Here is a 24,623-nt window from a genome sequence, read left to right as displayed (position 1 = left end):
GTTGTGGGCCAGTCTGCACCCGACCACCGACAGTGGCCCGCAGGACGCTCTCGGCGCAGGTGGGCGCCCGTCACCCAGGCCGGCCCGGCAATGCAAGTGCTGACCGCCGGCCGGCCCGGAACTCATCGGTGGGACGGACATCGGTGGGACGGAAACTTGTGCGCCGGGCCCGCGCCGCGCCCCGGCGGGAGGCCGGTGGCGCGTCCACGAGGCAAGGGCGTCCGCGCGGGCCCGTGCTGCCGGGACCGTCGTCCGCGCGCAGTCGTCCGCCGATTGCGTCTGCGGCGCGGCCGGCCTCCCGCTCGGACAGAGCGGCGGCGACGCGGGCCGCCCTCGCTGAGACCGAGCGGCGCCGCGGGATGCCCCCGCTCAGCCGAGCGGCGGCCAGGACCGCGCCCCGGCTCAGACGGAGCGGTGGTACTGCTGCGGCACGTGCACCTCGCCGCCGAGTTCGCGCGCCGCGTGGCGGGCCCACGAGGGGTTGCGGAGCAGTTCGCGGCCGAGCAGTACCGCGTCGGCCTCGCCGTTGGCGAGGATCTTCTCCGCCTGTTCCGCGTCGGTGATCAGGCCGACGGCAGCCACCGGCAGGTCGGTCTCCGCCTTGACCCGGGCCGCGAACGGAACCTGGTAGCCGGGGCCGGTGGGGATGCGCACGCCGGCTGCGTTGCCGCCGCTGGAGACGTCCAGGAGGTCCACCCCGTGCTCCTTCAACAGCGAGGCGAAGCGGACCGTGTCGTCGGGCGTCCAGCCGCCTTCTTCCAGCCAGTCCGTGGCGGAGATCCTGAAGAACAGCGGCAGTTCCTCCGGCCAGACGCCGCGTACCGCGTCCACGACCTCCAGCGCGAAGCGCACGCGGTTGTCGAAGGAGCCCCCGTACTCGTCGGTGCGGTGGTTGCTGTGCGGTGACAGGAATTCGCCGATCAGATAGCCGTGCGCCCCGTGGATCTCGGCGACCTTGAACCCGGCGTCCAGGGCGCGACGGGCCGCGTCGGCGAACTGCCCGACGATCTCGGCGATCTGTACGCCGGTCAGCTCGTCCGGTACCGGATGCCCTTCGGCGAAGGGGATCGCGCTGGGCGCCAGGGGCTGCCAGCCGTGCTGTTCCGGACCGACCGGCTCGCCGCCGTTCCACGGCCGGTCGGTCGAGGCCTTGCGCCCGGCGTGGGCGATCTGGATGCCGGGCACCGTGCCCTGGCTCTCGAGGAACGCGGTGATCCGGCGGAACGCCGCGACCTGCGTGTCGTTCCAGATGCCGAGGTCGGCGGGGCTGATGCGCCCTTCGGGGCTCACCGCGGTGGCCTCGACGAGGATGAGCCCGGTGCCGCCGGCGGCACGGCCGGCGTAGTGGGCGAAGTGCCAGTCGCCGGCGACGCCCGCGTTCGGGCCGAAGACCTCGGCGCTGTACTGGCACATCGGCGCCATCCAGACGCGGTTGGGGATGGTCAGTGACCGAAGGGCGTAGGGCTCGAACAACGCGCTCACTGCGGGCTCCGTTCGGGAGAGGGGTCCGGTGCACTCGTACGATAGACACCGTAGTACGATGGAAGTCAAACTACGAGGGATATCGAACTACGGACTCGCCGTATTCCGAGCGGGGACCCGGCCCGGGAGGGGGACCACGCGAGGCGTCGAACTACGAAGGGCCTCGTACCATGGACCTCCCCGGACGAAGCGGAGCCGTCGTGACCACCGTGACCAGCCCCCGAGTGCTCGCCCACCCCGGCCGGGACGAGATCCGGCTGGAGAACGTGCTCCATGCCCTCTCCGACCCGATGCGACTGCGCGTCGTGCGCGAACTCGCGGCGGGCGAGGCCGATCTGAGCTGTTCCGACATCGAGCTGCCGGTCACCAAGTCGACGACCACCCACCACTTCCGTGTGCTGCGTGAGAACGGTGTGATCCGCCAGACCTACCAGGGCACGGCGAAGATGAACGGTCTGCGGCGGGACGACCTCGAAGCGCTGTTCCCCGGCCTTCTCGACCGGGTGCTCGAGGCGGCGGACGCCCAGGAACGCCGCCTCACCGACGTCTGACACGACTCTCGCGACGCCCTCGGCCGGGCCAGCTGCCGGCGCCGTCGAACACGCCGGGCGCCGACGCGACGGCCGTCAGTGCCCGCCCTCGCCGGGCACGCCCGAGCCGGCGCCCCGTGCCGCTCCCAGCAGCCCCGCCCAGTCCGGGATCTTGACGGGCGGCCTGCCCAGGGCGCGTCCCAGCGCCGCTTCCGCCTCCTCGATCGCGAGCCACCCGCGCCACCGCACCGGCTGTTGCCCCAAGGTCCGGAGTTCGGCCTCCGGATCAGCGGCGACCGGCCGCCCCACCAGCGTCGCCGCGTCCTCGAGCAGGGAGTTGACGGTCTCCTTCGCGCACGGGCGGTTGGTGCCGATCACGCCGTTCGGTCCGCGCTTGATCCATCCCGCCACGTACTCGCCGGGCGAGAATCGGCCCTCCCGCAGCACCCGTCCCGCGGCGTTCGGCACCACACCGCGATCGGCGTCGAACGGCAGCCCCTCCGTCGGCACGCCCCGGTATCCCACCGCGCGCAGCACCAGCTGCGCCTCGATGTCCTGGTACGCGCCCGTCCCGCGCACGCCGCCCGTGCCGTCCGGCTCCGTCCGCTCGAAGCGGACACCGCCCACCCGTCCGTCACGTTCCAGCAGTTCCACCGGCCGCAGGAAGAACCGCACATGGATGCGGCGCGGCCGGCCCTGCGGCGGCCTGGCGGCCCACTCCCGTACGACGGTGAGGTTGCGCCGCACGACCGCGGGCACTGCGGCCGGATCGGCGTACGCCGTCTCCAGCGCGAGATCCGCGGGGTCCACGAGGACGTCCGCCGAGGGCAGTGCGCCCAGCTCCCGCAGCTCCTTGGTGGTGAACTTGGCTCCCGACGGGCCGCGCCTGCCCACCATGTGCACATCGCGCACCTGGCTGGCCGCCAGAGCCGCCAGCGCCCGCTCCGGAACGTCCGTCCCGCGCAGCTCGTCCGCGCCGCGCGCCAGGATGCGTGCCACGTCGACCGCCACATTGCCCACGCCGATGACGACCGCCGCCCGCGCCCCGAGGGCGAAGGCGTCCGGGGCCGCGTCGGGGTGGGCGCTGTACCAGGAGACGAAGTCGGTGGCGGAGTGGCTGCCGGGAAGGTCCTCGCCAGGAATGCCCAGCTTGCGGTCCCTGGCCGCGCCCACGCAGTACACGACCGCGTGGTAGAGCCGCAGCAGCTCCGCCGGACCGAGCCCCGCCCTCCCGACCTCGACGTTCCCCAGGAAGTCGATCCGGTCGTCCTCGAGGACCGCCCGCAGGCTGTTCTGCAGCGACTTGATCTTTTCGTGGTCGGGAGCCACGCCGTAGCGCACGAGTCCGTACGGGCAGGGGAGGCGGTCCAGGATGTGCACCCGGACATCGGGCACAGCGGTCTGGCCGACGAGGGCCTGCGCGGCGTAGACCCCGCTGGGACCCGATCCGACGACGGCGACGCGAAGCACGTGGCGCTCCTTCCCGCAGGGGGATCTCCAGCATCGCACCGGAGCGCGTCCCTGGGGAGGCTTGCGCCCGCGCGTCCTTCCGTCGCGCTCCGAGGCCACCCTTCTGCCCCGGCGCATCGTCCTCCGTCCCGGGTCGTCCCGGCGTCCGCCCCGGGCGACCGGGCGCCCCCGGGTGACCCGCCCGACCCGGCGCACCCCGAGGGGCTCCAGCCCCGGCGCAGGCCGCGCCCGCCACCGGCAGCCCGGTCCGCCGGGTAACCCCTCCGGCCCGGCCACCACGGGCGGGCGCCCCCGCGCCCGCCCGTGGGACCGGTCCGCCCCGGGGAGCCCGGTCCGCTCAGCTCCGATGCGACGCGACGCGGCCCCGTCGTCCCGCGTCACATCTTGCGCATCCGGCCGATCTCGGCCGTCTGCTGGGCGATCACGTCGTTGGCCATCTCCTCGACCAGGACGTTGTTCCCGTCGGACAGCACCTCGGCGGCCATCGTCACGGCGCCCTGATGGTGGGTGATCATGAGCTTCAGGAAGAGCTCGTCGAAGGCGCTGCCGTCGGACTCGCGCAGCTGCTTCAGCTGGGCCTGCGTGGCCATCCCGGGCATCGCGCCGTGGTCGTGCCCGTGCGCGCCGTCCTTCTTGGGGCCGCCGTTGTTCGTGAGCCAGCCGCGCATCGCGTCGATCTCGGGCTTCTGTGCCGCGGATATTCGCTCCGCGAGCCGTTTCACCTGTGTCGACTCGGCCCGTTGCGGAGCGAGCGCCGTCATCTGCAGCGCCTGCTCATGGTGTTCGATCATCATCTGCGCATAGCCGAAGTCGGCGGAGTTGGGGCTGTCGTCGGGCAGTGCCGCGGCGGCCTCCTCCGCGGAGAGCGTCTTGGCCGGCTCTCCTGGCTTCCCCGGCGCCACCACCGAGGGTCTGTCCTCGCCCGCCGCCTTTTTCGGGCCGTCGGACTCCGACTGGCATGCGCCCAGGGCCAGTACGGCCACGGCGACCGCCACGGCCACGGCCGATCTGCGCGGACGCGCGGTACGGGGGCGGTTCAACACGGGTGACCTCCTGGGGAACTCGGGCCTCTTGGGACGGCCGTCTTCACTTACTGCGCACGTGTCGCCGCTCAGAAACCTTGATTACGTCCGTGTTGCCATCTGTTGAGATGTGCATGCTAGGGAAGATACTGCCGGGGTCCGTGAACCGTTCAACCAAGAACGGATACCAGGGGAGGACCGCAGTGATCCTGTTGCACACCACCCGAGTGCGACGCAGACGACTGGGTGTCGCCGCGGCGGCGGCCGGACTGCTCGCCACGATGCTGGCGGCGGGCCCGGCGGCGGCCGTTCCCGATCCGGGAGACGCCACCGTCCGCGAGAGCATCTCGGCGAGCGAGTCGGCGGAGACCAGGTCGGCGATCCGCGACGGCGAGATACCCGGCGTGGACGAGGTCGTCCACAGCGACAACATCGAGCACGTGACGAACATCCCCAAGGCCGCGCTCACCGGCACCAATTCGGACCTGGCCTTCCAGGGCAGGTACGCGTTCGCCGGCAACTACGACGGCTTCGTCATCTACGACATCAGCAATCCTGAGCGTCCGAAGACCGTTTCGCAGGTCCTGTGTCCGGGATCGCAGAACGACATCAGCGTCTCCGGCGACCTGCTGTTCCTGTCCACCGACTCCTCGCGGAGCGACAACTCCTGCAACAGCACGTCCCAGCCGGCGACCGAGAAGTCGTCCTGGGAGGGCATGAAGATCTTCGACATCAGCGACAAGAAGAACCCGAAGTACGTCGCCGCGGTCGAGACGGCGTGCGGTTCGCACACCCACACGCTGGTGCCCGAGCGCAAGAACGTCTACGTGTACGTCTCCTCGTACTCGCCGAACGCCGCGTTCCCCGACTGCCAGCCCCCGCACGACGGGATCTCCGTCATCAAGGTGCCGCGCAAGGCCCCGGAGAAGTCGGCGATCGTGAACTTCCCAGTGCTCTTCCCGGGCGAGGGACCCGACGGCGGCGGCAACCCGGGCGCACCCACCAACCCGGGCGTCTCCAAGACCACGGGCTGCCACGACATCACCGTGCTGCCCTCCAAGGACCTGGCCGCCGGCGCCTGCATGGGTGACGGCATCCTGTTCGACATCGAGGACCCGGAGCACCCGAGGGTCATCGACCGGGTCCAGGACAACGTCAACTTCGCGTTCTGGCACTCCGCCAGCTTCAACCAGAAGGCGAACAAGGTCGTCTTCACCGACGAGCTCGGCGGCGGCGGCGCCGCCACCTGCAACGCCGAGATCGGCCCGAACCGCGGCGCGGACGGCATCTACGACATCGCGGGCAAGGGCGACAAGCGCAAGCTGGTCTTCCGCAGCTACTTCAAGATCCCGCGCCACCAGGCCGCGACCGAGAACTGCGTGGCCCACAACGGCTCCCTGATCCCGGTCAAGGGCCGCGACATCATGGTCCAGGCCTGGTACCAGGGCGGCGTCTCCGTGTGGGACTTCACCGACTCCTCGAAGCCGAAGGAGATCGCCTACTTCGAGCGCGGCCCGCTGACCACCGACAGGCTGTCCGGCGGCGGTTCCTGGTCCGCGTACTACTACAACGGCTACATCTACTCCAACGACATGGCCAAGGGCTTCGACGTCCTGAAGATCAGCGACCGGCGCACCGACGCCGGCGCGAAGGTGCGGATGCACGAGCTCAACGTGCAGACGCAGCCGGACTACTTCGACGACTTCGACGACTGATCCGGTATGTGATCCGGCGCTCCGCCGGGCGGGAGACCGCCCGGCGGGGCACCCAGTTCCCAGTCCAGCCCGTACCGCTGGAACAGCTCCGCGCGCAGCCGCGCGCGGGGCATCGGTACGCCGGGCAGCAGCAGGGCGAAGACGGCCCCCATCAGCAGCCCGCGCAGCAGCGGATAGTCGGTGTCGACGTCCCGTGATCCGTAGCGCTCCACCGTGTCCCGCAGCAGTCCGGCGAGCCGCTGCTGCTCCGGGCACTGCACGAAGCCGTCGGCCTGCAGGAGTCCCGCCATGTGCGTGCGCATCAGCACGGGATGGTCGGTCGCGAGGCCGAGGATGGCGTCGATGGCCCTGGCCAGCCGCTCGCGGCCGTCGCCGGTGCGTGGTTCCCTCTCCAACGCCTCCTCGAGCGTGAGGTGCATCAGCCGGTGCACGGCGGACTGCAACAGTTGCCGTTTGCCCGGGAAGTAGTACGAGACGAGACCCCGTGCGGAACCGGCCCGGTCGGCGATGTCACCGAGGGTCGTGGCCTCGTAACCTCGCTCGTCGACCAGCTCCACCGTCGCCTGCAGAAGCCGCTGGCGAGAACGTCGACGAAGCTCTTCATTGACCGATGCGCTTCGCGGGGACATGCTTGGCTCCTGCGTTGACTGGCTCTCAGCCAATATACTCAGCGCGTCCCGTCGTCCGGCCCTCGGGGGCCGGGGCCGGCGGGTGGTGCTGCCCGAACCGGGCGACGCGGGGGATCGTCCGGTTCGGGTGGCTTTGTTCTGCTTCCAGTCTCCTACGGCGCGGGCCGCCGGTCGACGAGTCCGAGCACCGGAAGTAGCCCCGCGGGCCGTTCGTCCGCCGGCAGGTGGTCCACGAAGTGGACGGCGCAGCCCAGCTCCGCGGCGCCGCCGTCGGCCCGGCGGTCGTCGCCCACCATCAGCACCTCCCGCGGATCGCGGCCGAGCCCTTCGCACGCCGTCCGGAACAGCCGGGCATCGGGTTTCTGCACGCCGTGCTCGAACGACAGGGTGTACGTGTCGACCAGCTCCGCGAGGCCGTGGGCCCGGAAGACCGGGCGCAGGTCCCAGCCGATGTTGCTGACCACTCCGACGCCGATGCCCCGTTCGCGCAGGCCGCGCAGCACCTCCGCGGCGTCCGGGTAGGGGCTCCAGGCCCCCGGAGTCATATGTCGGTCGTAGAGGGCGTCGTACAGGGCCTCGTCCGGCAGGGGCACCTCGCGCGCCAGTCCTGTGTATGCCGCCCGGTGCCGGGCCGTGTCCGTGTCCCGCGCCGCCCACAGTTCGGCCAGATGACCGGGGATCCGCTCCGGGTGGGCGCCGCCCGGCAGTGCGCCGGCCGCCTCCAACCGTCGGGCGCACCGGTCGAGTTCGTCCTCGGGCAGGGAGGCCCCGTGCTCTCGCAGCACCGCGCGGAGCCAGCTGCGGGCCGACTCGATACGGAAGAGCGTCCCGGAGAAGTCGAAGAGAACAGTCCTGATCGTCATGCCCGGATCCTCGGCTGCTCAGTGACCGCGGGACAAGGCCACCCGCCCGTAGGAGGCCACGGCGAGAGCGACGACGCACGCCCCGAGGAGCCAGCCGCCGACCACGTCGGAGGGCCAGTGGACTCCCAGATAGAGCCGGGTGAAGCCGACGCCGAGGACGGAGACGGCCGCGACGGCGACGCACCACATCCAGGCGCCCGCGGCCATGCCCCGCCGCCTGCAGAGCCAGAGCAGCAGCCCGCAGGTGACCACGGCGGTCATGGCGTGCCCGGACGGGAACGCCGCGTAGTGCGCCGAATCGACGGGGTCCGGCCACAGCGGCCGCTCCCGCCCGACGAGCGCCTTCATGCCCTGCTGGAGGCCCGTGCCGAGGACGCTGGCGAGCGCCACCCACATCGCGAGGAGGCGTTCCCCGCGCAGCCACAGCCACACGACCGCCGCGGCGGACAGCAGCCGCATGGTCCACGGGTCCCACACCCAGTCGGTCAGTACGCGGTTGACGTGCGTGAACGTCGGCTCCTGGACCGCGGAGGTGTGCAGTGCGTCCACCACCGCACGGTCGAAGGAGATCAGCGGTGACCAGGTGACGGCGACCGCCGCGAGCAGCAGGGCGCTCAGCGCGGCGGTCACCGCACAGGTGCGCACGCACAGGGCGCTCGTCCGGGGCGCCCGTCGCGACCGCGCGGTGCGGGGGGAGGTGTCTTTCGTGCGGTGGGGGGCAGCGGGGTCCGTGGAGTGGGGGGAAGACATGAATAAATCCTGTCTTCTTCGTGGCCGTACGGCTATCCCAGCGCGCGCAGTCCTGGCACGAAGGCCACGAGCAGCGGAACCACCGGCACCAGAGCGGCGGCCGCCGTCAGCCGCAGCCGGCGGGCCGGAGTGAGCCGGGGCACCGGGGTCAGCAGCCTGTTCACGCGCTGCGGCAGCTGCGCTCCGGGCGTCGGGCAGGGGCCGAACACGCCGCGTTCCTCGTTCAGTTCGACCAGGGCCAGCGCGATCGTCAGCCGGCCGAAGCGTCGTGAGGCGACGTCGTCGGCCGCCAGCTCGACCAGCCGGTGCATCTCGTCACGGAAGGCGGCGAAGACCGGGATCTGCGGAAATCCGTTGGCCAGCGCGGCCGAGCAGTGCAGCAGCCAGTCGTGCCTGGCCCGTGCGTGGCCCTGCTCGTGCGCCAGCACCGCGTCGAGCTGGCGGCCCTTCAGCCGCCGCAACGCCGCGGTGGTGATGACCAGCTGCGGCGCGGCGCCCGGCAGCCACCACGCGTCCGGCCGCTCCGCCTCCAGGACGACCAGGGGCTCGCTTCCCGGGACCTCGTCCGGCATCAGGGGGGAGCGCACGAGCAACTCGGCGCGCTGCCGCTTGCGCCGGACATGCGCCAGATGGATCTCCCTCGCCAGCATGGCCCCGGTCCACACGCCGCCACATGCCAGGACCACGGCGAGGGCGGCGGACCATGTCTCGTTCGCCCCGAGCGCGTACGCCTCGACGACGCCGTGCGGTGCGGACGCGAAGACGGGGCCGCGCACCAGCTGCCAGGCGGCGGCAGCGCTGAACATCATGGAGAGCGCGAACGACAACAGCACGGAGGCGACCACGCACTGCCAGACCCAGAGGGCGACGACGGGCTCGCGCTCCGGCCAGTCGGCACGCGACACGAGGCGCGGGGCGACGACGGCGGCCAGTGCGCCGAGCAGCAGCAGCGCGAGCGAGACCATCATGGAGGCAGCCTATGAGCGCGGAGCTACCTGCGGGTATGCCCGTGCGCGTCAAGTGACGCACGCCACGGACGGTACATACGGCCCCGCTCGCACGGCAGCACCCGTCACATGGCCAGCAGCATCACCAGCATGGCCGTCGCCATGGAGACCCGGCAGGCCGGCACCAACTCGGGCCGCGAACCGGCCGGATCCGCGACGGGGACCGTGCCTCCGCCCGCCGGGGCGAGCGGTATGAGCCTGGGGCCGGAGCGGAGTACGTATCCGGCGAAGTAGAGGAGCAGCACGCCGGTGAGGAGCGGGACGCCGCCGGCCGTGTGCGCCCCGTGAGCGCCCGTGCCGCCCATCGCGGCCGCCATGTAGACCATCGCCAGGCAGCCGACGGCATGGTGGAGATGACGCGCGCCGTGCCCGGCGGGCCGCACCGCGTGCACCGCCGCCGCGCCGAACACGACCGCGTACACCATCCAGTGCCAGCTCGGCGGGGTGAACACGGTGGCGGGCACGGCCATCGCCGCCATGCCGAGTCCCATCAGCGCCTCGCCGCCCGCCGCCTTCCTGTCCGGCCCTCGGCAACTGCGCATCCGGATCAGGCAGTACAGGCCGGTCGCGGTGCACAGCACCATGAGCAGCCAGCCGGACATCGCGGGTCCGTGCACGGCGTACCTCCCCCTTCGGCCGGCCTCGGCGGCGGTCGAGGAGTCGATGCCCACCTCCCGTACCCCCGTACGCGAGCGCACGGGGGTACGGGGGAGTGCACGGAGGCGCGAGGGGAGTGCGGCGAGCGCACGAGGGCTCACGGCGGACCGGCTCGGGGCGTGTGCGGGGGGCCGGGTTACTCTCGTGCCGACCGCACCCCGTTGGAACGGAGCCACTCCATGGACACCGCCCCGCCCAGGGACTCGGCCGAGCTCACCTACCGCGACGCGGCCGAGGCCGACGTACCGGCGCTCGTCGCGCTGATCGAGTCGGCGTACCGCGGGGAGGCGAGCCGCGCGGGCTGGACCTCCGAAGCGGACATCCTCGGCGGGCAGCGCACCGACCCGCAGGGGGTGCGCGAGGTCATCACCGCCCCCGGCAGCCGTCTGATGGTCGTCGAACGGGACGGGGAGCCGGTGGCCTGCTGCCAGCTCGAGCACCGTGGCGAGGCCGCCTACTTCGGCATGTTCGCGGTCCGCCCGGACCTTCAGGGCGCCGGTCTGGGCCGCAGGATCATCGCGGAGGCGGAGCGCAGCGTGCGCGAGACCTGGGGCGTGGCGGAGATGCACATGACGGTGATCTCCGTGCGTGAGGACCTGATCGCCTGGTACGAGCGCCGCGGCTACCGCCGTACGGGCCGGATGACTCCCTTCCCGTACGGCGACGAGCGGTTCGGCATTCCCCGGCGCGACGATCTCGCCTTCGAGCTGCTGGTGAAGACCCTCGCCTGAGCGATCTGTCCCGGGCGCGCCCGCCGGTGCCACGGCGGTGCCGGCGAGCGCGGGAGCGGGCGGTGGTCAGGCCGTGAAACGGCCGGTGCGCCGGATCTCGGGGAAGTCCGTGGTCGCGCCGTCGAGCTCGAGGGCGCGCACCAGCCGCAGATGCTCCTGGGTGTTGACCACCCAGCCGATTACCCGCAGTCCCTCGGCGTGCGCCACCTCGACGGTCTCCAGCGTCAGCCTGCGGATGTTCAACGCCAGGGCTTGGGCGCCGACGGCCTTCGCCCGGTCCGTGATGTCACCGCCCCAGCGGCTGGCGATCAGTACCGTGCGCACCCCGGGCACCAGCGCGGAGATCTCGGCGATCGCGTCGTCGTGGAACGAGGAGACCTCCACCCGGGGCACGAGATCGCGCCTGCGCATCACCTCGGCCAGGGCGCGCGCGGCGGCCACGTCCTTGATCTCGGCCTGGAGCGGGCACCGCACGGCGTCGAGAACCTCTTCGAACACCGGCACCTGCTGGCCGCCGCCCGCGTCGAGCTGACGCAGCTCGGCCAGCGTCATCTCGGCGATGGAGCCGCTTCCGTCGGTCGTGCGGTCAACGTCGGCGTCGTGCATGACGGCGAGCGCGCCGTCCTTGCTCAGATGCAGATCGAGTTCGATGGCGTCCATGCCGGCCTGCTCGGCGCGGACGAAGGAACGCAGGGTGTTCTCCGGCTCGACGCCCATGACCCCGCGATGACCGATGGTGAGGAAAGTCAAGATTCTCTCGCTTCCGTCGACGGCGGCTCCCGCGGGACGCAGCCCGGCGCCCGGCGGTACCGAGGCAGCCTAACGGCCCCTCCCGGAGACGGAACCGCTCGCGCGCGGGGTGTCCGGAAGCCGCACACCGACGGCGTCAGCGGCCTGCGGACCGCAGCCTCCGCGGGCCCGTCACCCGTGCGTGGGCGAGTCTTCCGGACGCTTGACGTGGACCGGCCCTTCGGGCCCTGATCGGGCACCGATGCAGTCGTGATGCGCACCTGTCACCGCAAAAACTGCGGCGATCATGGGGGTCACGCAGGATAATTTCCCTCACTCGGACTTGTGAGGGAGAACCGCACATGGATACGGTGTCTTGACGCGAGGTTCTCCTGTGGAGGAAGTGACATGACGGAAATTCTTGTGCAGGATGTGGCCGCAGGGGGCATATCCCACGCCGGCCCGGTGGTCGGCCATTCGAGCTGGACGTTGCTCAAGAATGCCGTCGAAGAGATCCGCCCCTGGCAGTCCAAGGACGGCTCGATCGACTTCGACGCTGACGACGCGCCCTCCCGCACGGACGCCGAGGCCGCCGTGGAGCGTGTGATCGGCGCGGTGGAGGACCTTTCCCCGCTGCTCCCGCACGACGCCGCATACCACCGTGCCCTCGTCGCCGACCTGCGCAAGTGGGCCGACGCGGGCTTCACGGTGCCGGACTTCCTGGACTCGCTGCTCGCCTTCCAGCCCGCCGCCTCCCGCGAGGACGGACTGCGGCACCTGGTCGTCTTCCCGATGTACACGCAGAACGGCAACCCCGACCGCAACCTCGAGGCGGTCGTCCTCAAGATGGTGTGGCCCGAGTGGCTCGCCGAGCTCGAGCGCACCCGCTACGACAACCCGCTCTTCTGCGGCATCACGTTCGAGGACTTCACCGCCGGCTACGACACCAACTCCGCGGTGCTCTTCCCCGAGACCATCGCCGTGCGTGAGGCGCCCGAGCGCTTCACCTGGGGCGGCATCTTCTGCGACCGCGAGGCGGCCCGTTTCCGCGCCGTCACCGAAGAGGCCGTGCGGGTGCTCGGTCTCGAACTGCCCGAGGACATCCGGGAGATGGTCGCCGACCAGAAGCGGTGCGAGCAGGCCTTCGTGCTCTGGGACATGGTCCACGACCGCACCCACAGCCACGGCGACCTGCCGTTCGACCCGTTCATGATCAAGCAGCGCCAGCCGTTCTGGATGTACGGCCTGGAGGAGCTGCGCTGCGACCTCACCGCCTTCAAGGAGGCCGTGAAGCTGGAGGCCGAGGGCAACCCGCACGGCCGTGACGTGCAGTACGCGGTGCTCTTCGACCGCATGTTCCGCTTCCCCGTGACCGGCGACCGGGTGCGCAACTACGACGGCCTCGGCGGCCAGCTGCTCTTCGCCTACCTGCACAAGCACGACGTCGTCCGCTGGACCGACAACACCCTGAAGATCGACTGGGAGCGTGCCCCGCAGGTCACCAACCAGCTCTGCGGCGAGATCGAGAAGCTCTACCGCGAAGGCATCGACCGCCCGAAGCTGGTCCACTGGTTCGCCGCGTACGACCTGGTCTCCACCTACCTCGCCCCGCACCCCGGGTCGCGCTGGGCCAAGGGGCCCGACGCCCTCGATCTGACGCTGCCGCCTCGTAAGCTCGTGGATGACGTGCTTCCGGACGAGTTTCCGCTGAGCATGTTCTATGAGGCGCTCTCCAAGAAGCTGAAGAACGTGATCGCCTCCACCAAGGGGATCACCGCCGCTTCCGCTCCGGGGGCTGCCGCGTGAGCTCTCGAACCGAGGAGGCGACCAGCATGGACACCAACGGCAGTGGCGCCCTGGAAGGCGCGGTGATCGCGGTGGCCGGCGCGGCCGGTCCCGCCGGCCGGGCCACCCTGCTCCGGCTGGCCGAGGCGGGCGCCGTCGTCGTCGCCTCCGACGCCGACGCCCAGCGGCTCGCCGAGGCCGTGGACGCGGCCAGGTACGCCCACGGCGGTGCCACCGTCACCGGCGACACCGTCGACCTGCTCGACCTGGGCGCCGCCCGCGAGTGGGCCGACAAGACGGAGAAGGAGTTCGGCCGGATCGACGGACTGGTCCACCTCGTGGGCGGCTGGCGCGGCAGCGCCTCCTTCACCGAGAGCAACCCCGCCGACTGGGAGCTGCTGGAGAAGCTGCTGATCCGTACCGTCCAGAACACCTCGCTCGCCTTCCACGACGGTCTGCTGCGCAGCGACAAGGGCCGGTACCTGCTGATCAGCGCCGCCGGGGCGAGCAAGCCCACGGCGGGCAACGCGGCGTACGCGGCGTCCAAGGCCGCCGCTGAGGCGTGGACGCTGGCCCTCGCCGACTCGTTCCGCAAGGCGGGGGGCGAGCAGGGCCCGAAGGCCGCTGCTGCCATCCTGGTCGTCAAGGCACTGGTGCACGACGCCATGCGCGCCGAGCGTCCCAATGCGAAGTTCGCGGGCTTCACCGACGTGACGGAGCTGGCCGACGCCATCGCCGGAGTCTGGGGCCGCCCCGCACAGGAAGTGAATGGACAGCGTCTGTGGCTGACCCCCGAACCGTAAAGACCGACGCACGGCGCCACCACGACCCGTCCGTGCGCGGGTTCGCCAGCGACAACTACGCGGGTGCCCACCCGGAGATCCTGGCCGCGCTCGCCCTCGCCAACGGCGGCCACCAGGTCGCCTACGGCGAGGACGAGTACACCGACCATCTCCAGCGTGTCGTCCACAGCCACTTCGGCCCGACCGCCGAGGCCTTCCCGGTCTTCAACGGCACCGGCGCCAACGTGACCGCGCTCCAGGCGCTCACCGACCGATGGGGCGCCGTGATCTGCGCCGAGTCGGCCCACATCAACGTCGACGAGGGCGGCGCGCCGGAGCGCATGGGCGGGCTGAAGCTGCTGACCGTGCCCACGCCGGACGGCAAGCTCACGCCCGAGCTCATCGACCGGCAGGCGTGGGGCTGGGACGACGAGCACCGGGCCATGCCGCAGGTGGTGTCGATCACCCAGAACACCGAGCTGGGCACCGTCTACACCGTGGACGAGATCCGCGCGATCGTCGCCCACGCCCACGGCCGCGGCATGAAGGTCCATCTCGACGGGGCCCGGATAGCCAACGCCGCGGCGTCGCTGAACGTGCCCATGCGGGCCTTCACCAACGCCGTCGGCGTCGATGTCCTGTCCTTCGGCGGCACCAAGAACGGCATGCTCTTCGGTGAGGCGGTCGTCGTCCTCGATCCGGACGCGGTCAGCCACATGAAGCATCTCCGCAAGCTCTCCATGCAGCTCGCCTCGAAGATGCGCTTCGTCTCCGTGCAGCTGGAGGCGCTGCTCGCCAAGGACCTGTGGCTGCGCAACGCCCGGCACTCCAACGCCATGGCCCAGCGGCTCGCGGACGGAGTGCGCTCGGTGGACGGGGTGGAGATCCTCTACCCGGTGCAGGCGAACGCCGTCTTCGCGCGGCTGCCGCACGACGTCAGCGAGCGGCTGCAGAAGCGCTTCAGGTTCTACTTCTGGGACGAGGCGGCCGGCGACGTGCGCTGGATGTGCTCGTTCGACACCACGGAGGACGACGTGGACGCCTTCCTCCAGGCGCTGAAGGAAGAGATGGCGCGTCGGCCCTGAACCAGGCCGCTGCATAGATATACGGCCGACCGATAAGTCATTGACTGTCGGTCGGCCGTCTTTCTATGCTCCCCGGTCATGGAGCTCATCCAGCAAGACCCGGAACTCTCGGCCTATTTGGCTGCTGACGATGCCATCGACCACGACCATCAGATCGTTCGCGAGGTCGCCGCCGAGCTGGCGCGCCAAGCTGCTGACTCATACGTATACGCCAAGATCGCTTACGAGTACGTCCGTGACGCCATACCGCACTCGCACGACACGGGCGACCCGCGGGTCACCTGGCGTGCCTCCGACGTGCTGCGGCAGCGCACCGGCATCTGCTACGCCAAGTCCCACGCGCTGGCCGCCCTGCTGCGCGCCGAGGACATCCCGGCGGCCCTGTGCTACCAGCGGCTGGACGGTGTGGTGCACGGCCTGGTGGCGGTGCGCTTCCGCGGGGCCTGGCACCGTCAGGACCCCAGGGGCGGTCGGCCCGGTGGGTCCGTGCCGTTCTCGCTGACCGGGGAGCGGCTGCCGTACACCCCGCGACCTGAGTCCAGTGACATGGACTACCCGGTACTCTATGCTGCACCGCACCCCGTGGTCCTGGAAGCCCTCCAAAAGGCTCCCGACCGGGAACGTCTGTGGAAGGCGCTCCCGGCCTCCCTCTGAGAAGTTCGAGGCAAGCAGGCGATGACACTCCGGCTCACCGTGTCCGACGACGTACGCGCAATCGCGCCCGGCTTCACCCACGTCGCCGTCGAGGCGAACGGGCTCACCAACGGCCCCAGCAGTGACGGGAGTTCTGCGCTCCTCGACGAGGCCGCCCGCCGGCTCGTGAACCGCCTCGACGGGCGCGCGCCCCACGAGGACCCCGGCATGGCCGCGTGGCGCGAGGCCTACACGGCGTTCGGCGCCAAGCCGTCCCGGACCCGCAACTCGGCGGAGGCGCTGGCCAGGAGGGCGCTCGCGGACGGCGGGCTGCCCCGGATCAACGTCCTGGTCGACGTCTACAACGCCATCAGCGTGGCGCACCTGATCCCCGTCGGCGGCGAGGACACCGACCGGATCGCGGGCGGCATGAGGCTCGTCAGGGCCACAGGGCAGGAGCCGTTCGTCACCGTGGCGGGTGGCGAGGAGATTGTCGAACACCCGGAACCCGGTGAAGTCGTCTGGTGCGACGACGAAGGCGTCACCTGCCGTCGCTGGAACTGGCGCCAGGGAGTGCGCACCCGGCTGACGGAGGACTCGGTGAACGCCCTGTTCCTGCTCGAGGGCATGGGCCCCGCGGCGGGCGGCGAGGCCGCGACCGCGGCCGCCGAACTCGCCGAGTCACTGGAGAAGCTGAGCCCGGGGGCGCGGATCACCGTCCATGATCCGCGCTAGGGCCTCCTGTCCGGACGGGCAGGTCAGTGCGCCTCGCGGACCTCGGCGGCCGTGGGAGCCGTGCCGCCGAGGTGGGCGGGCACCCACCAGGTGTCGGCCGCGTCCCTGGGGCGTACGGGGTAGGCGCGCTGCGCGGCCTCGAGCAGTTCCTGGACACGCTCGCGCAGCCGCCGGGTGATCGCGCCCGCGTACTGGTCGGAGGGCGCCTCGAGGGGCTCGCCGACGCGGATGGTCACAGGGATGTGGGAGCGCCGGAAGTTGCGCGGCCGGCCCTTGGTCCACAGCCGCTGCGTACCCCACAGCGCCATCGGGATCAGCGGGACGCCGGCCTCCTGCGCGAGCCGCGCCGCACCCGACTTGAACGACTTGAGCGTGAACGACTGGGAGATCGTCGCCTCGGGGAAGACGCCCACGATCTCGCCCGAGCGCAGCGAGTCCAACGCGTGCGCGTACGCCGCCTCGCCCTGCTTGCGGTCCACGGGGATGTGCTTCATGCCCCGCATCAGCGGGCCGGAGACCTTGTGGCGGAAGACCGATTCCTTCGCCATGAAACGCACCAGGCGCTTCTGAGGCAGGGCGCCGAGGCCGGTGAAGATGAAGTCCAGATAGCTGATGTGATTGCTGACCAGCACCGCTCCGCCCGTGCGTGGAATGTTCTCCGACCCCTGAGTGTCGATCTTCAGGTCGAGCGCCTTGAACATCGTGAGAGCGGCGCCGATGACCGGCCGATAGACGAGCTCTGCCATGGGGGGAGGACCCTTTCGTCACGCCCGGGGAGGGTTCGCCCGGTTGGAAGTTACGCAGCCGTAGGTTTTCGGCTTTGGGCCGATCGTGCCCCATGTGCGCCGTGCTGACCAGTCCTGGACGCCCGCGGGCGCGAGATTCTCGTCACTCCACGCACGGGAACCCGGCCACCGGCGGCGGCCTGCGGGAATCCCCGCCGGGCCGGGAACGCTGCACCTCGGGGAAGTGAACGCATGGAGCACGGCGGAAGGCGGAGACGGTGCGCGGACAGGACGCGGAACGACGGCTGGGCGCACCGGAGCTGGGCCGACGACCGGGCGAGCGCGCCACCCTCGTCCAGTTCTCCACCGCCTTCTGCCAGCCCTGCCGGGCCACCAGGCGCATCCTCGCCGACGTCGCCGCGATGGTCGGTGGAGTGGTCCATGTCGAGATCGACGCAGAGGACCAACTCGCCCTTGTGCGCGAACTCGGAATCGAGAGCACGCCGACCGTGCTGGTCCTCGACGCCGGCGGACGGATCGTCACCAGGGCTTCCGGTACGCCCCGTAAGGCCGATGTCATCGCCGCGCTGGGGCGGGCGATATGACGCCCGTGACCCTGGTCGCACCTTCCGGTGCGCACTTGACTGTGTACGCCATGTATCGCCAGGCTGGCTTCCGTGCATCCAGAACTCCTTCTCGACGGGCGGGTTCATGCCGATCTCTCCCGTGACGCGAGCGCGCGCTGTCAGGCTGCCCGTGCAGCCGCAGTCGCATAGTCCGCTCCCCAAGAAGGAACACTCGATGACGGCCTCGCCCGATCTCGGCGCCGCTCAGCTCGCCTCTCCCGACCTCCTGCGCTCGGTCTTCCGGCAGCACGCCGCAGGTGTCGCGGTGATCACCGCTGCGGGCCCGCGTCCGGTCGGATTCACCGCGACCTCGCTCACCTCCGTCGCGGCCGAGCCGCCGCTGATCTCGTTCGGTGTGGGCACCGGCTCCTCCAGCTGGCCCGTCGTCGCGGAGGCCGGACATGTCGGCGTGCACATACTCGGCGAGCACCAGCGCGAGCTGGCCGCCACCTTCGCCCGCAGCGGCGCCGACCGCTTCGCGCCGCCGACGAGCTGGCGCGCCGGGCCGGAAGGTGTCCCCGTGCTGGACGGTGTGCTTGCCTGGATGGTGTGCCGTGTCGTGGCCCGGGTGCCCGCGGGTGACCATCGCATCGTGATCGCCGAGGCGGTCGTCGGGGATCCGGCGGGCGGCGGCCGGCCGCTGCTGTACCACCAGGGACGCTTCACCGCTCTGCGGGAGTGAACTGTGCGGAGGCGGCGGACACTCCGTTGTCAAGGTCACAGTGCAAAGCGCTTGCTTAGCGGGAACACACTGGGTGTACTGACGAGTAATATTTCGTTCGGAGCGCGGCCCGCCCCGACCGGGATCCGCCCCATCGGACGCCTATGCTGCGTTCACAAGGCAGTCCAGTAGAGACGATGCAGTAGGAGAGCCGGCGTGAGCCTGAGGATCGTTGTCTGTGTGAAGTACGTGCCCGACGCCACCGGCGACCGGCACTTCGCCGATGACCTGACCGTCGACCGCGACGACGTCGACGGCCTGCTGTCGGAGCTGGATGAGTACGCGGTCGAGCAGGCGCTGCAGATCGCGGACGAGGCGGACGATGCCGAGGTCACCGTGCTGACCGTCGGCCCCGAGGACGCGAAGGACGCGCTGCGCAAGGCGCTGTCCATGGGTGCCGACAAGGCCGTCCACGTCGAGGACGACGACCTGCACGGCTCCGACGTCATGGGCACCTCGCTGGTGCTCGCGAAGGCGATCGAGAAGACCGGTTACGACCTGGTCATCTGCGGCATGGCCTCCACCGACGGCACCATGGGCGTGCTGCCGGCGATCCTCGCCGAGCGTCTGGGTGTCCCGCAGGTCACCCTGCTCTCCGAGGTCTCCGTCGAGGACGGCACCGTGAAGGGCCGCCGTGACGGCGACACCGCCAGCGAGCAGCTCGAGGCGTCCCTGCCGGCCGTCGTGTCCGTGACGGACCAGTCGGGCGAGGCCCGCTACCCGTCCTTCAAGGGCATCATGGCCGCCAAGAAGAAGCCGGTGGAGTCCCTGGACCTCGAGGACCTCGAGATCGACGCGGAAGAGGTCGGCCTCGAGGGCGCCTGGACCAAGGTCGACTCGGCCGCGGAGCGCCCGGCCCGCACCGCCGGCACGATCGTCAAGGACGAGGGCGAGGGCGGCAAGCAGCTCGCGGAGTTCCTCGCGAGCCAGAAGTTCATCTAGAGGCTTCGGCCCTCTACCGCCCCCTTCATACTTCGCAAGCAGGAGAGAAGAAGTCCCATGGCTGAAGTTCTCGTCTACGTCGACCACGTGGACGGCGCCGTCCGCAAGCCCACCCTGGAGCTGCTGACGCTGGCCCGCCGCATCGGTGAGCCCGTCGCCGTCGCTCTCGGCTCCGGTGCCGAGAACACCGCCGCCGCGCTCGCCGAGCACGGCGCGGTGAAGGTCCTCACGGCCGACGCCCCCGAGTTCGCCGAGTACCTGGTCGTCCCGAAGGTGGACGCGCTGCAGGCCGCGTACGACGCCGTCTCCCCGGCCGCCGTGCTCGTCCCGTCCTCCGCCGAGGGCAAGGAGATCGCGGCCCGCCTCGCGGTCCGTATCGGCTCCGGCATCATCACCGACGCCGTCGACCTCGAGGCCGGCGACGAGGGCCCGGTCGCGACGCAGTCCGCGTTCGCCGCGTCCTTCACCACCAAGTCCCGCATCACCAAGGGCACCCCGGTCATCACGGTCAAGCCGAACTCGGCCGCCGTCGAGGCCGCCCCGGCCGCCGGCGCCGTCGAGGCGCTGTCCGTGTCGTTCTCCGAGAAGGCCACGGGCACCAAGGTCGTCTCCCGCACCCCGCGTGAGTCGACCGGCCGCCCGGAGCTGACCGAGGCCGCGATCGTCGTCTCCGGCGGCCGTGGCGTCAACGGCGCCGAGAACTTCGCGATCATCGAGGCGCTCGCCGACTCCCTCGGCGCCGCCGTGGGCGCCTCGCGTGCCGCCGTCGACGCCGGCTGGTACCCGCACACCAACCAGGTCGGCCAGACCGGCAAGTCCGTGTCGCCGCAGCTGTACATCGCCTCCGGCATCTCCGGCGCGATCCAGCACCGCGCCGGCATGCAGACCTCGAAGACCATCGTGGCCATCAACAAGGACGCCGAGGCCCCGATCTTCGACCTGGTCGACTACGGCGTGGTCGGCGACCTCTTCGAGGTCGTCCCGCAGCTGACCGAAGAGGTCAAGACCCGCAAGGGCTGATCCGCAGGTTGTCTTCCGGCCCGGGGCCGCGCGGTGTTCGCCACCGCGCGGCCCCGGTCCGTTCCGGGGGACCATTGACGCAGATCACGGCCGCCCGTTAACTTCATTCAACAGAATGTTGAATCCGTGATGCGGAAACCACGGATCCCGAAGTGTGCGAAGGGTGTGGGAATGGGTCAGCAGGAGAAGGTGGCGACGAGCCTCGCGGGCGCGGTCAGCGAGGGCATCAGCGCCTCCCTGGCGACGGTGGACGCGGAACTCGCCCGCCGCTACCCCGGAGATCCGGGCACCCGCCAGCCCGTCCACACCGTCTACGTCCCGGGCAACGACTTCGCCGCCGGCACGATCCGCGCATGGGGCGACCAGGCACTCGCCGCACTCGACGAGCACGCGCCCGACGCCCGCACCTTCGCGCGCGTCCTCGGCCTCACGGACGAGCTCGCGGAGCCCGTGTACACCCGGGTTCGCGCCAAACTGGAGCGCGAGCCGATCGAGGACCTGCGCGTCGACTTCGAGGACGGCTACACGGGGGCCGACGAAGACGCGGACGCCGCCCGCGCCGCGCGGCTGATCTCCGAGGCGTACGAACAGGGCACCGCCGCCCCGTACATGGGCATCCGGATGAAGTGCATGGAGGCCGCCGTACGCGACCGCGGCATCCGCACCCTCGACATCTTCCTCACCGGCCTGATGGAACGCGGAGGACTGCCCGACGGGCTCGTCCTGACCCTCCCCAAGGTCACCTACACCGAGCAGGTCACCGCCATGGTGCGGCTCGTCGAGGAGTTCGAGAAGGCGCGCGGCCTGGAACCCGGCCGCATCGGCTTCGAGATACAGATCGAGACGAGCCAGTCGATCCTCGCCGCCGACGGCACCGCCACCGTCGCCCGCATGATCGACGCGGCCGAGGGACGGGCCACCGGACTCCACTACGGCACCTTCGACTACAGCGCCTGCCTCGGCGTCAGCGCGGCCTACCAGTCCAGCGACCACCCCGCCGCCGACCACGCCAAGGCCGTCATGCAGGTGGCCGCCGCCGGCACCGGAGTACGTGTGTGCGACGGGTCCACCAACGTGCTGCCCGTCGGAACGATCGAGAAGGTCCACGACGCCTGGCGGCTCCACTACGGCCTCACCCGCCGCGCTCTCGGCCGCGCCTACTACCAGGGCTGGGACATGCACCCCGGTCACCTTCCCACTCGGTACGCCGCCGTGTTCGCGTTCTACCGCGAGGGCTTCGAGCAGGCAGCGGCACGCCTCGCCGCCTACGCCGGCCACGTCGGCGGCGACGTCATGGACGAACCCGCCACCGCCAAGGCGCTCAGCTCCTACCTGCTGCGCGGCATCGACTGCGGAGCCCTCGACGAGGCGGAGGTCGCCCGACTGACCGGCCTCGACCGTGCCGGGCTCGACAGCTTCGCCCGGCCGCGGCGCGGCGACCTGACCGCCACAGCCGGGTAACACCCGGCCTCGGCACCGCGCTGCCCCCTCTAGTCTGCGATCCGTCACTTTCGGAGCGAGGAGCGGGGCAGCGGTGTCAACGGGGGAGAACGAGCGGCTGGCCGGGCGTTACCGGCTGGTCGAGCAACTGGGCCGCGGCGGCATGGGCGTCGTCTGGCGGGCGGTCGACGAGGTGCTCGGGCGCGAGGTCGCCGTCAAGGAACTGCGCACGTACACCGACTCGTCGGCGCCCGAACTGGCCGACCTGACCCTGCGGATGCGGCGCGAGGCACGGGCCGCCGCCCGCGTCCGGCATACCGGGGTCGTCGCCGTCCACGACGTCGCGGAGCACGAGGGCCGGCCGGTCATCGTGATGGAACTCGTCGACGGCCCCTCGCTCGACGACGTGCTGAACACTCGCGGTGTGATGGATCCGAGAGAGGCCGCCGGCATCGGCGCGAGGGTCCTCGAGGCGCTCGCCGCCGCGCACCGCGCCGGCGTGCTGCACCGGGACGTCAAGCCCGGCAACGTCCTGCTGGACCGCTCCGGCCGTGTCGTGCTCACCGACTTCGGCATCGCGGCCATGGACGATCCCGGCGACGGCTCGACGTCCCAGCTTGCCCGCAGCGGCGAGATCGTCGGCTCCCTCGACTACCTGGCACCCGAGCGTGCCCAGGGCAACGATCCGGGCCCGGCCTCCGACGTGTGGGCGCTCGGCGCCACCCTGTACGCGGCGGTCGAGGGTTCGTCGCCGTTCCGCCGCACCTCGACCTGGTCGACGCTCACCGCGATCGTCGTCGAGCCGCTGCCGGAGGCCCGGCGCGCCGGTCCGCTCGGGCCGGTACTGCGGCAGCTGATGCACAAGGATCCGGCGCAGCGGCCCGACGCCGAAGCGGCAGCGCGGATGCTGTCGGCCGTCGCAGCCGGTGAGGATCCCGCCGGACACACGGCGCCGCTCGTGCCCCCGGCGGACGGACCGCGGGAACAGGCGCCGCCCAGGGTCCCGACCGTGCTCAACGCGGCGCCGTACCAGCCGCAGGGCTTCGGCCCCGCGGAGTCCGGGCCTGTCGCGGGCGGTGCGATGCCCGGTTCCGAGGCGGCGTACGGGCCGCCGGCACCCGGTTCCCCAGGCAGTGCACTACTTCTACTGCCAGGCGAACCTCGGCCGCCGCGAGACCTCCGGCGAGTGGACCAACGTCTGGTGGGCCAAGACGGACGACGACAGCGGCAACCGCAACGTCTGGGTCAGCGACGTCTACGTCCAGGGCGGCGCCGACGACGAGCCGGTACCGGGCCTCCCCGTCTGCTGACCCCCTGCCGTCCGCCGGGCCCGCCCGGTCAGGACGGCGGCGGGATCTCGCCGGAGCCGCGCGGCACGAGCACCGTCTCCAGCGCCACCTGGGTCGGCTCGTCGTTCACGCCGTCGAGCCTGCGGAACAGCCGCTCCGCCGCGGTGCGCCCCAGCGCCGCGGCGTCCTGGGCTATGACCGTGATGCCGAGCAGATCCGCGAGCTCGATGTCGTCGAACCCGACGAGAGCGACGCGCCGGTCATGGCCCGCGAGAACCCGTACCGCGGTCACCGTCACCCGGTTGTTGCCGGCGAAGATCGCGGTGACCGGCTCGGGGCCCGCCAGCACCGACTTCACGGCGTCCTGCACCCGCTCGGGGGCCGTCGAGCCGAGAGCGACCCACGAATCGTCGATCACCAGGCCGGCGTCCTCCATGGCGGACCGGTAGCCGCGCAGCCGCTCCACGGCGGTGTGGATACGCGGCTGGTCGCCGATGAAGGCGATACGGCGGTGGCCGTGCGCGATCAGATGCGCCACGCCGGCCCGCGCGCCGCCGAAACTGTCGGAGAGCACCACGTCCGCGTCGATCCGGCCCGGCGGGCGGTCGACGAACACGGTGGCCACGCCCGCCTTCATCTCCGGCTCCAGATAGCGGTGGTCGTCGCCGGCCGGAATCACGATCAGGCCGTCCACCCGGCGGGCGCACAGCGCCAGCGCCAGCTCCTGCTCCCGCTCCGGGTCCTCGGCGCTGGAGCCGTTGATGAGCAGCGCGCCGTGGGCCCGCGCGACCTCCTCGACCGCGCGGCTCAGCGGACCGTAGAACGGGTCGGCGAGATCCTCGAGCACGAGGCCGATGGAGGCGGTGCGGCCCTTGCGCAGCACACGCGCGCTGTCGTTGCGGCGGAACCCGAGGGACTCGATCGCCTCCTGCACCCGGCGCTCCGTGTCCGGCGTGACACCCGGCTCGCCGTTGACCACCCGCGACACCGTCTTCAGCCCGACACCGGCCCGTGCCGCCACGTCCTTCATCGTGGGCCGGTTCCCGTAGCGGGGCTCGGGGCCGCGAGGGCTGCCCGGAGGCGTCGGGGGACGGGTCGAATCGGCCACAGTGCGCTGTCCTTCTGGGTCTGGGCGGTCGTGTTCTTCGTATTTGTAGCGTGTGGCGTCGAGCATAGGCCCTGGACAACGTTGTCAGGGGAATGGAGACTGTTATGGAAACCGCAGGTCCGACAGCTCCCGGGGGATCCCGTACCG

At 71.2% G+C, this 24,623-nt stretch carries 24 protein-coding genes and 1 pseudogene; 14 read left to right on the top strand and 11 right to left on the bottom strand.

Features of this window, described 5'->3' with window-relative positions:
* Positions 1 to 402 precede the first annotated feature (402 nt).
* On the bottom strand, positions 403 to 1,482 hold the full coding sequence (locus ACTMTU_RS25910; protein WP_441265851.1) for an NADH:flavin oxidoreductase/NADH oxidase: 1,080 nt from the start codon (positions 1,480 to 1,482) through the stop codon (positions 403 to 405).
* 200 nt (positions 1,483 to 1,682) lie between these two features.
* On the opposite strand from ACTMTU_RS25910, the gene ACTMTU_RS25905 reads away from it, so the two are divergent.
* The gene (locus ACTMTU_RS25905; protein ID WP_441265850.1) at positions 1,683 to 2,033 is read left to right on the top strand and encodes an ArsR/SmtB family transcription factor; all 351 of its coding nucleotides are present in this window, start codon (positions 1,683 to 1,685) and stop codon (positions 2,031 to 2,033) included.
* Positions 2,034 to 2,108: 75 nt separating this feature from the next.
* Here the strand turns inward: ACTMTU_RS25905 and ACTMTU_RS25900 are convergent, their stop codons facing one another.
* On the bottom strand, positions 2,109 to 3,482 hold the full coding sequence (locus tag ACTMTU_RS25900) for an FAD-dependent oxidoreductase (protein WP_441265849.1): 1,374 nt from the start codon (positions 3,480 to 3,482) through the stop codon (positions 2,109 to 2,111).
* 377 nt (positions 3,483 to 3,859) lie between these two features.
* Positions 3,860 to 4,525, bottom strand: coding sequence for a DUF305 domain-containing protein (locus tag ACTMTU_RS25895; RefSeq protein ID WP_441265848.1), 666 nt, complete (start codon positions 4,523 to 4,525; stop codon positions 3,860 to 3,862).
* A gap of 182 nt (positions 4,526 to 4,707) precedes the next feature.
* Here ACTMTU_RS25895 and ACTMTU_RS25890 point away from each other — a divergent pair, with 182 nt between their 5' ends.
* Positions 4,708 to 6,219: an LVIVD repeat-containing protein gene (locus ACTMTU_RS25890; protein WP_441265847.1), complete on the top strand. Its 1,512-nt coding sequence runs from the start codon at positions 4,708 to 4,710 to the stop codon at positions 6,217 to 6,219.
* On the opposite strand, the gene ACTMTU_RS25885 is transcribed toward ACTMTU_RS25890, so the two are convergent.
* The 5 genes from ACTMTU_RS25885 to ACTMTU_RS25865 all read right to left on the bottom strand — a co-directional run bounded on the left by ACTMTU_RS25885 (position 6,195) and on the right by ACTMTU_RS25865 (position 10,085).
* Positions 6,195 to 6,848, bottom strand: coding sequence for a TetR/AcrR family transcriptional regulator (locus ACTMTU_RS25885; RefSeq protein WP_441265846.1), 654 nt, complete (start codon positions 6,846 to 6,848; stop codon positions 6,195 to 6,197). The two genes, ACTMTU_RS25890 and ACTMTU_RS25885, sit on opposite strands and share 25 nt — an antisense overlap.
* A 152-nt stretch (positions 6,849 to 7,000) precedes the next feature.
* Entirely contained in the window at positions 7,001 to 7,711 is a 711-nt protein-coding gene (locus tag ACTMTU_RS25880) for an HAD family hydrolase (protein ID WP_441265845.1), read from the bottom strand.
* An 18-nt stretch (positions 7,712 to 7,729) separates the two neighbouring features.
* Positions 7,730 to 8,461 (bottom strand): phosphatase PAP2 family protein, encoded by a 732-nt coding sequence (locus tag ACTMTU_RS25875; protein WP_441265844.1) that lies wholly within the window; start codon positions 8,459 to 8,461, stop codon positions 7,730 to 7,732.
* Between the two features lie 32 nt (positions 8,462 to 8,493).
* Positions 8,494 to 9,429 carry a M56 family metallopeptidase gene (locus ACTMTU_RS25870; protein WP_441265843.1) on the bottom strand — a complete coding sequence of 312 codons (936 nt, stop codon included), beginning with the start codon at positions 9,427 to 9,429 and terminating at the stop codon, positions 8,494 to 8,496.
* Between the two features lie 104 nt (positions 9,430 to 9,533).
* On the bottom strand, positions 9,534 to 10,085 hold the full coding sequence (locus tag ACTMTU_RS25865) for a DUF5134 domain-containing protein (protein WP_441265996.1): 552 nt from the start codon (positions 10,083 to 10,085) through the stop codon (positions 9,534 to 9,536).
* A gap of 219 nt (positions 10,086 to 10,304) precedes the next feature.
* Between ACTMTU_RS25865 and ACTMTU_RS25860 the strand changes: the two genes are divergently transcribed.
* On the top strand, positions 10,305 to 10,856 hold the full coding sequence (locus tag ACTMTU_RS25860) for a GNAT family N-acetyltransferase (protein WP_441265842.1): 552 nt from the start codon (positions 10,305 to 10,307) through the stop codon (positions 10,854 to 10,856).
* A gap of 66 nt (positions 10,857 to 10,922) precedes the next feature.
* Here ACTMTU_RS25860 and ACTMTU_RS25855 read toward each other — a convergent pair whose 3' ends face one another.
* Positions 10,923 to 11,606, bottom strand: a complete 684-nt coding sequence (locus tag ACTMTU_RS25855) for a glycerophosphodiester phosphodiesterase (protein WP_441265841.1) — start codon at positions 11,604 to 11,606, stop codon at positions 10,923 to 10,925.
* Positions 11,607 to 11,993: 387 nt separating this feature from the next.
* Here ACTMTU_RS25855 and ACTMTU_RS25850 point away from each other — a divergent pair, with 387 nt between their 5' ends.
* The 5 genes from ACTMTU_RS25850 to ACTMTU_RS25830 all read left to right on the top strand — a co-directional run bounded on the left by ACTMTU_RS25850 (position 11,994) and on the right by ACTMTU_RS25830 (position 16,605).
* Positions 11,994 to 13,391 carry a DUF6421 family protein gene (locus tag ACTMTU_RS25850; protein WP_441265840.1) on the top strand — a complete coding sequence of 466 codons (1,398 nt, stop codon included), beginning with the start codon at positions 11,994 to 11,996 and terminating at the stop codon, positions 13,389 to 13,391.
* Positions 13,392 to 13,417: 26 nt separating this feature from the next.
* Positions 13,418 to 14,173, top strand: a complete 756-nt coding sequence (locus tag ACTMTU_RS25845) for an SDR family NAD(P)-dependent oxidoreductase (RefSeq protein ID WP_441265995.1) — start codon at positions 13,418 to 13,420, stop codon at positions 14,171 to 14,173.
* A complete protein-coding gene (locus ACTMTU_RS25840; RefSeq protein WP_441265839.1) occupies positions 14,152 to 15,237 on the top strand; it encodes a threonine aldolase family protein in 1,086 nt (361 codons plus the stop codon). The genes ACTMTU_RS25845 and ACTMTU_RS25840 overlap by 22 nt, the downstream gene beginning before the upstream one ends.
* 78 nt (positions 15,238 to 15,315) lie before the next feature.
* Complete coding sequence (locus ACTMTU_RS25835; protein ID WP_441265838.1) at positions 15,316 to 15,891, top strand: transglutaminase-like domain-containing protein; 576 nt, start codon at positions 15,316 to 15,318, stop codon at positions 15,889 to 15,891.
* Positions 15,892 to 15,912: 21 nt separating this feature from the next.
* Positions 15,913 to 16,605, top strand: coding sequence for a B3/B4 domain-containing protein (locus tag ACTMTU_RS25830; RefSeq protein ID WP_441265837.1), 693 nt, complete (start codon positions 15,913 to 15,915; stop codon positions 16,603 to 16,605).
* Between the two features lie 23 nt (positions 16,606 to 16,628).
* Here ACTMTU_RS25830 and ACTMTU_RS25825 read toward each other — a convergent pair whose 3' ends face one another.
* Positions 16,629 to 17,351, bottom strand: a complete 723-nt coding sequence (locus tag ACTMTU_RS25825) for a lysophospholipid acyltransferase family protein (RefSeq protein ID WP_441265836.1) — start codon at positions 17,349 to 17,351, stop codon at positions 16,629 to 16,631.
* A 257-nt stretch (positions 17,352 to 17,608) separates the two neighbouring features.
* On the opposite strand from ACTMTU_RS25825, the gene ACTMTU_RS25820 reads away from it, so the two are divergent.
* From ACTMTU_RS25820 to ACTMTU_RS25795, 6 genes and pseudogenes are all read left to right on the top strand, one after another.
* Positions 17,609 to 17,935, top strand: coding sequence for a TlpA family protein disulfide reductase (locus ACTMTU_RS25820; protein ID WP_441265835.1), 327 nt, complete (start codon positions 17,609 to 17,611; stop codon positions 17,933 to 17,935).
* A 196-nt stretch (positions 17,936 to 18,131) separates the two neighbouring features.
* Positions 18,132 to 18,638, top strand: a complete 507-nt coding sequence (locus ACTMTU_RS25815; protein ID WP_441265834.1) for a flavin reductase family protein — start codon at positions 18,132 to 18,134, stop codon at positions 18,636 to 18,638.
* Positions 18,639 to 18,833: 195 nt separating this feature from the next.
* Positions 18,834 to 19,619 carry an electron transfer flavoprotein subunit beta/FixA family protein gene (locus ACTMTU_RS25810; protein ID WP_441265833.1) on the top strand — a complete coding sequence of 262 codons (786 nt, stop codon included), beginning with the start codon at positions 18,834 to 18,836 and terminating at the stop codon, positions 19,617 to 19,619.
* A gap of 57 nt (positions 19,620 to 19,676) precedes the next feature.
* A complete protein-coding gene (locus tag ACTMTU_RS25805) occupies positions 19,677 to 20,639 on the top strand; it encodes an electron transfer flavoprotein subunit alpha/FixB family protein (protein WP_441265832.1) in 963 nt (320 codons plus the stop codon).
* A gap of 171 nt (positions 20,640 to 20,810) precedes the next feature.
* Entirely contained in the window at positions 20,811 to 22,100 is a 1,290-nt protein-coding gene (locus ACTMTU_RS25800; RefSeq protein ID WP_441265831.1) for a DUF6986 family protein, read from the top strand.
* Positions 22,101 to 22,173: 73 nt separating this feature from the next.
* A pseudogene (locus ACTMTU_RS25795) lies at positions 22,174 to 23,389 on the top strand (protein kinase domain-containing protein).
* Positions 23,390 to 23,417: 28 nt separating this feature from the next.
* Here ACTMTU_RS25795 and ACTMTU_RS25790 read toward each other — a convergent pair.
* Complete coding sequence (locus tag ACTMTU_RS25790; RefSeq protein WP_441265994.1) at positions 23,418 to 24,398, bottom strand: LacI family DNA-binding transcriptional regulator; 981 nt, start codon at positions 24,396 to 24,398, stop codon at positions 23,418 to 23,420.
* Between the last annotated feature and the right edge of the window lie 225 nt (positions 24,399 to 24,623).

Origin of the sequence: Streptomyces sp. OZ13, from assembly GCF_052068155.1 — a bacterium.
In the GTDB taxonomy this organism is placed as follows: Bacteria; Actinomycetota; Actinomycetes; order Streptomycetales; family Streptomycetaceae; genus Streptomyces.
The sequence above is the reverse complement of the archived record's forward strand: the minus strand, read 5'-3'. Positions and strand labels throughout refer to the sequence as shown.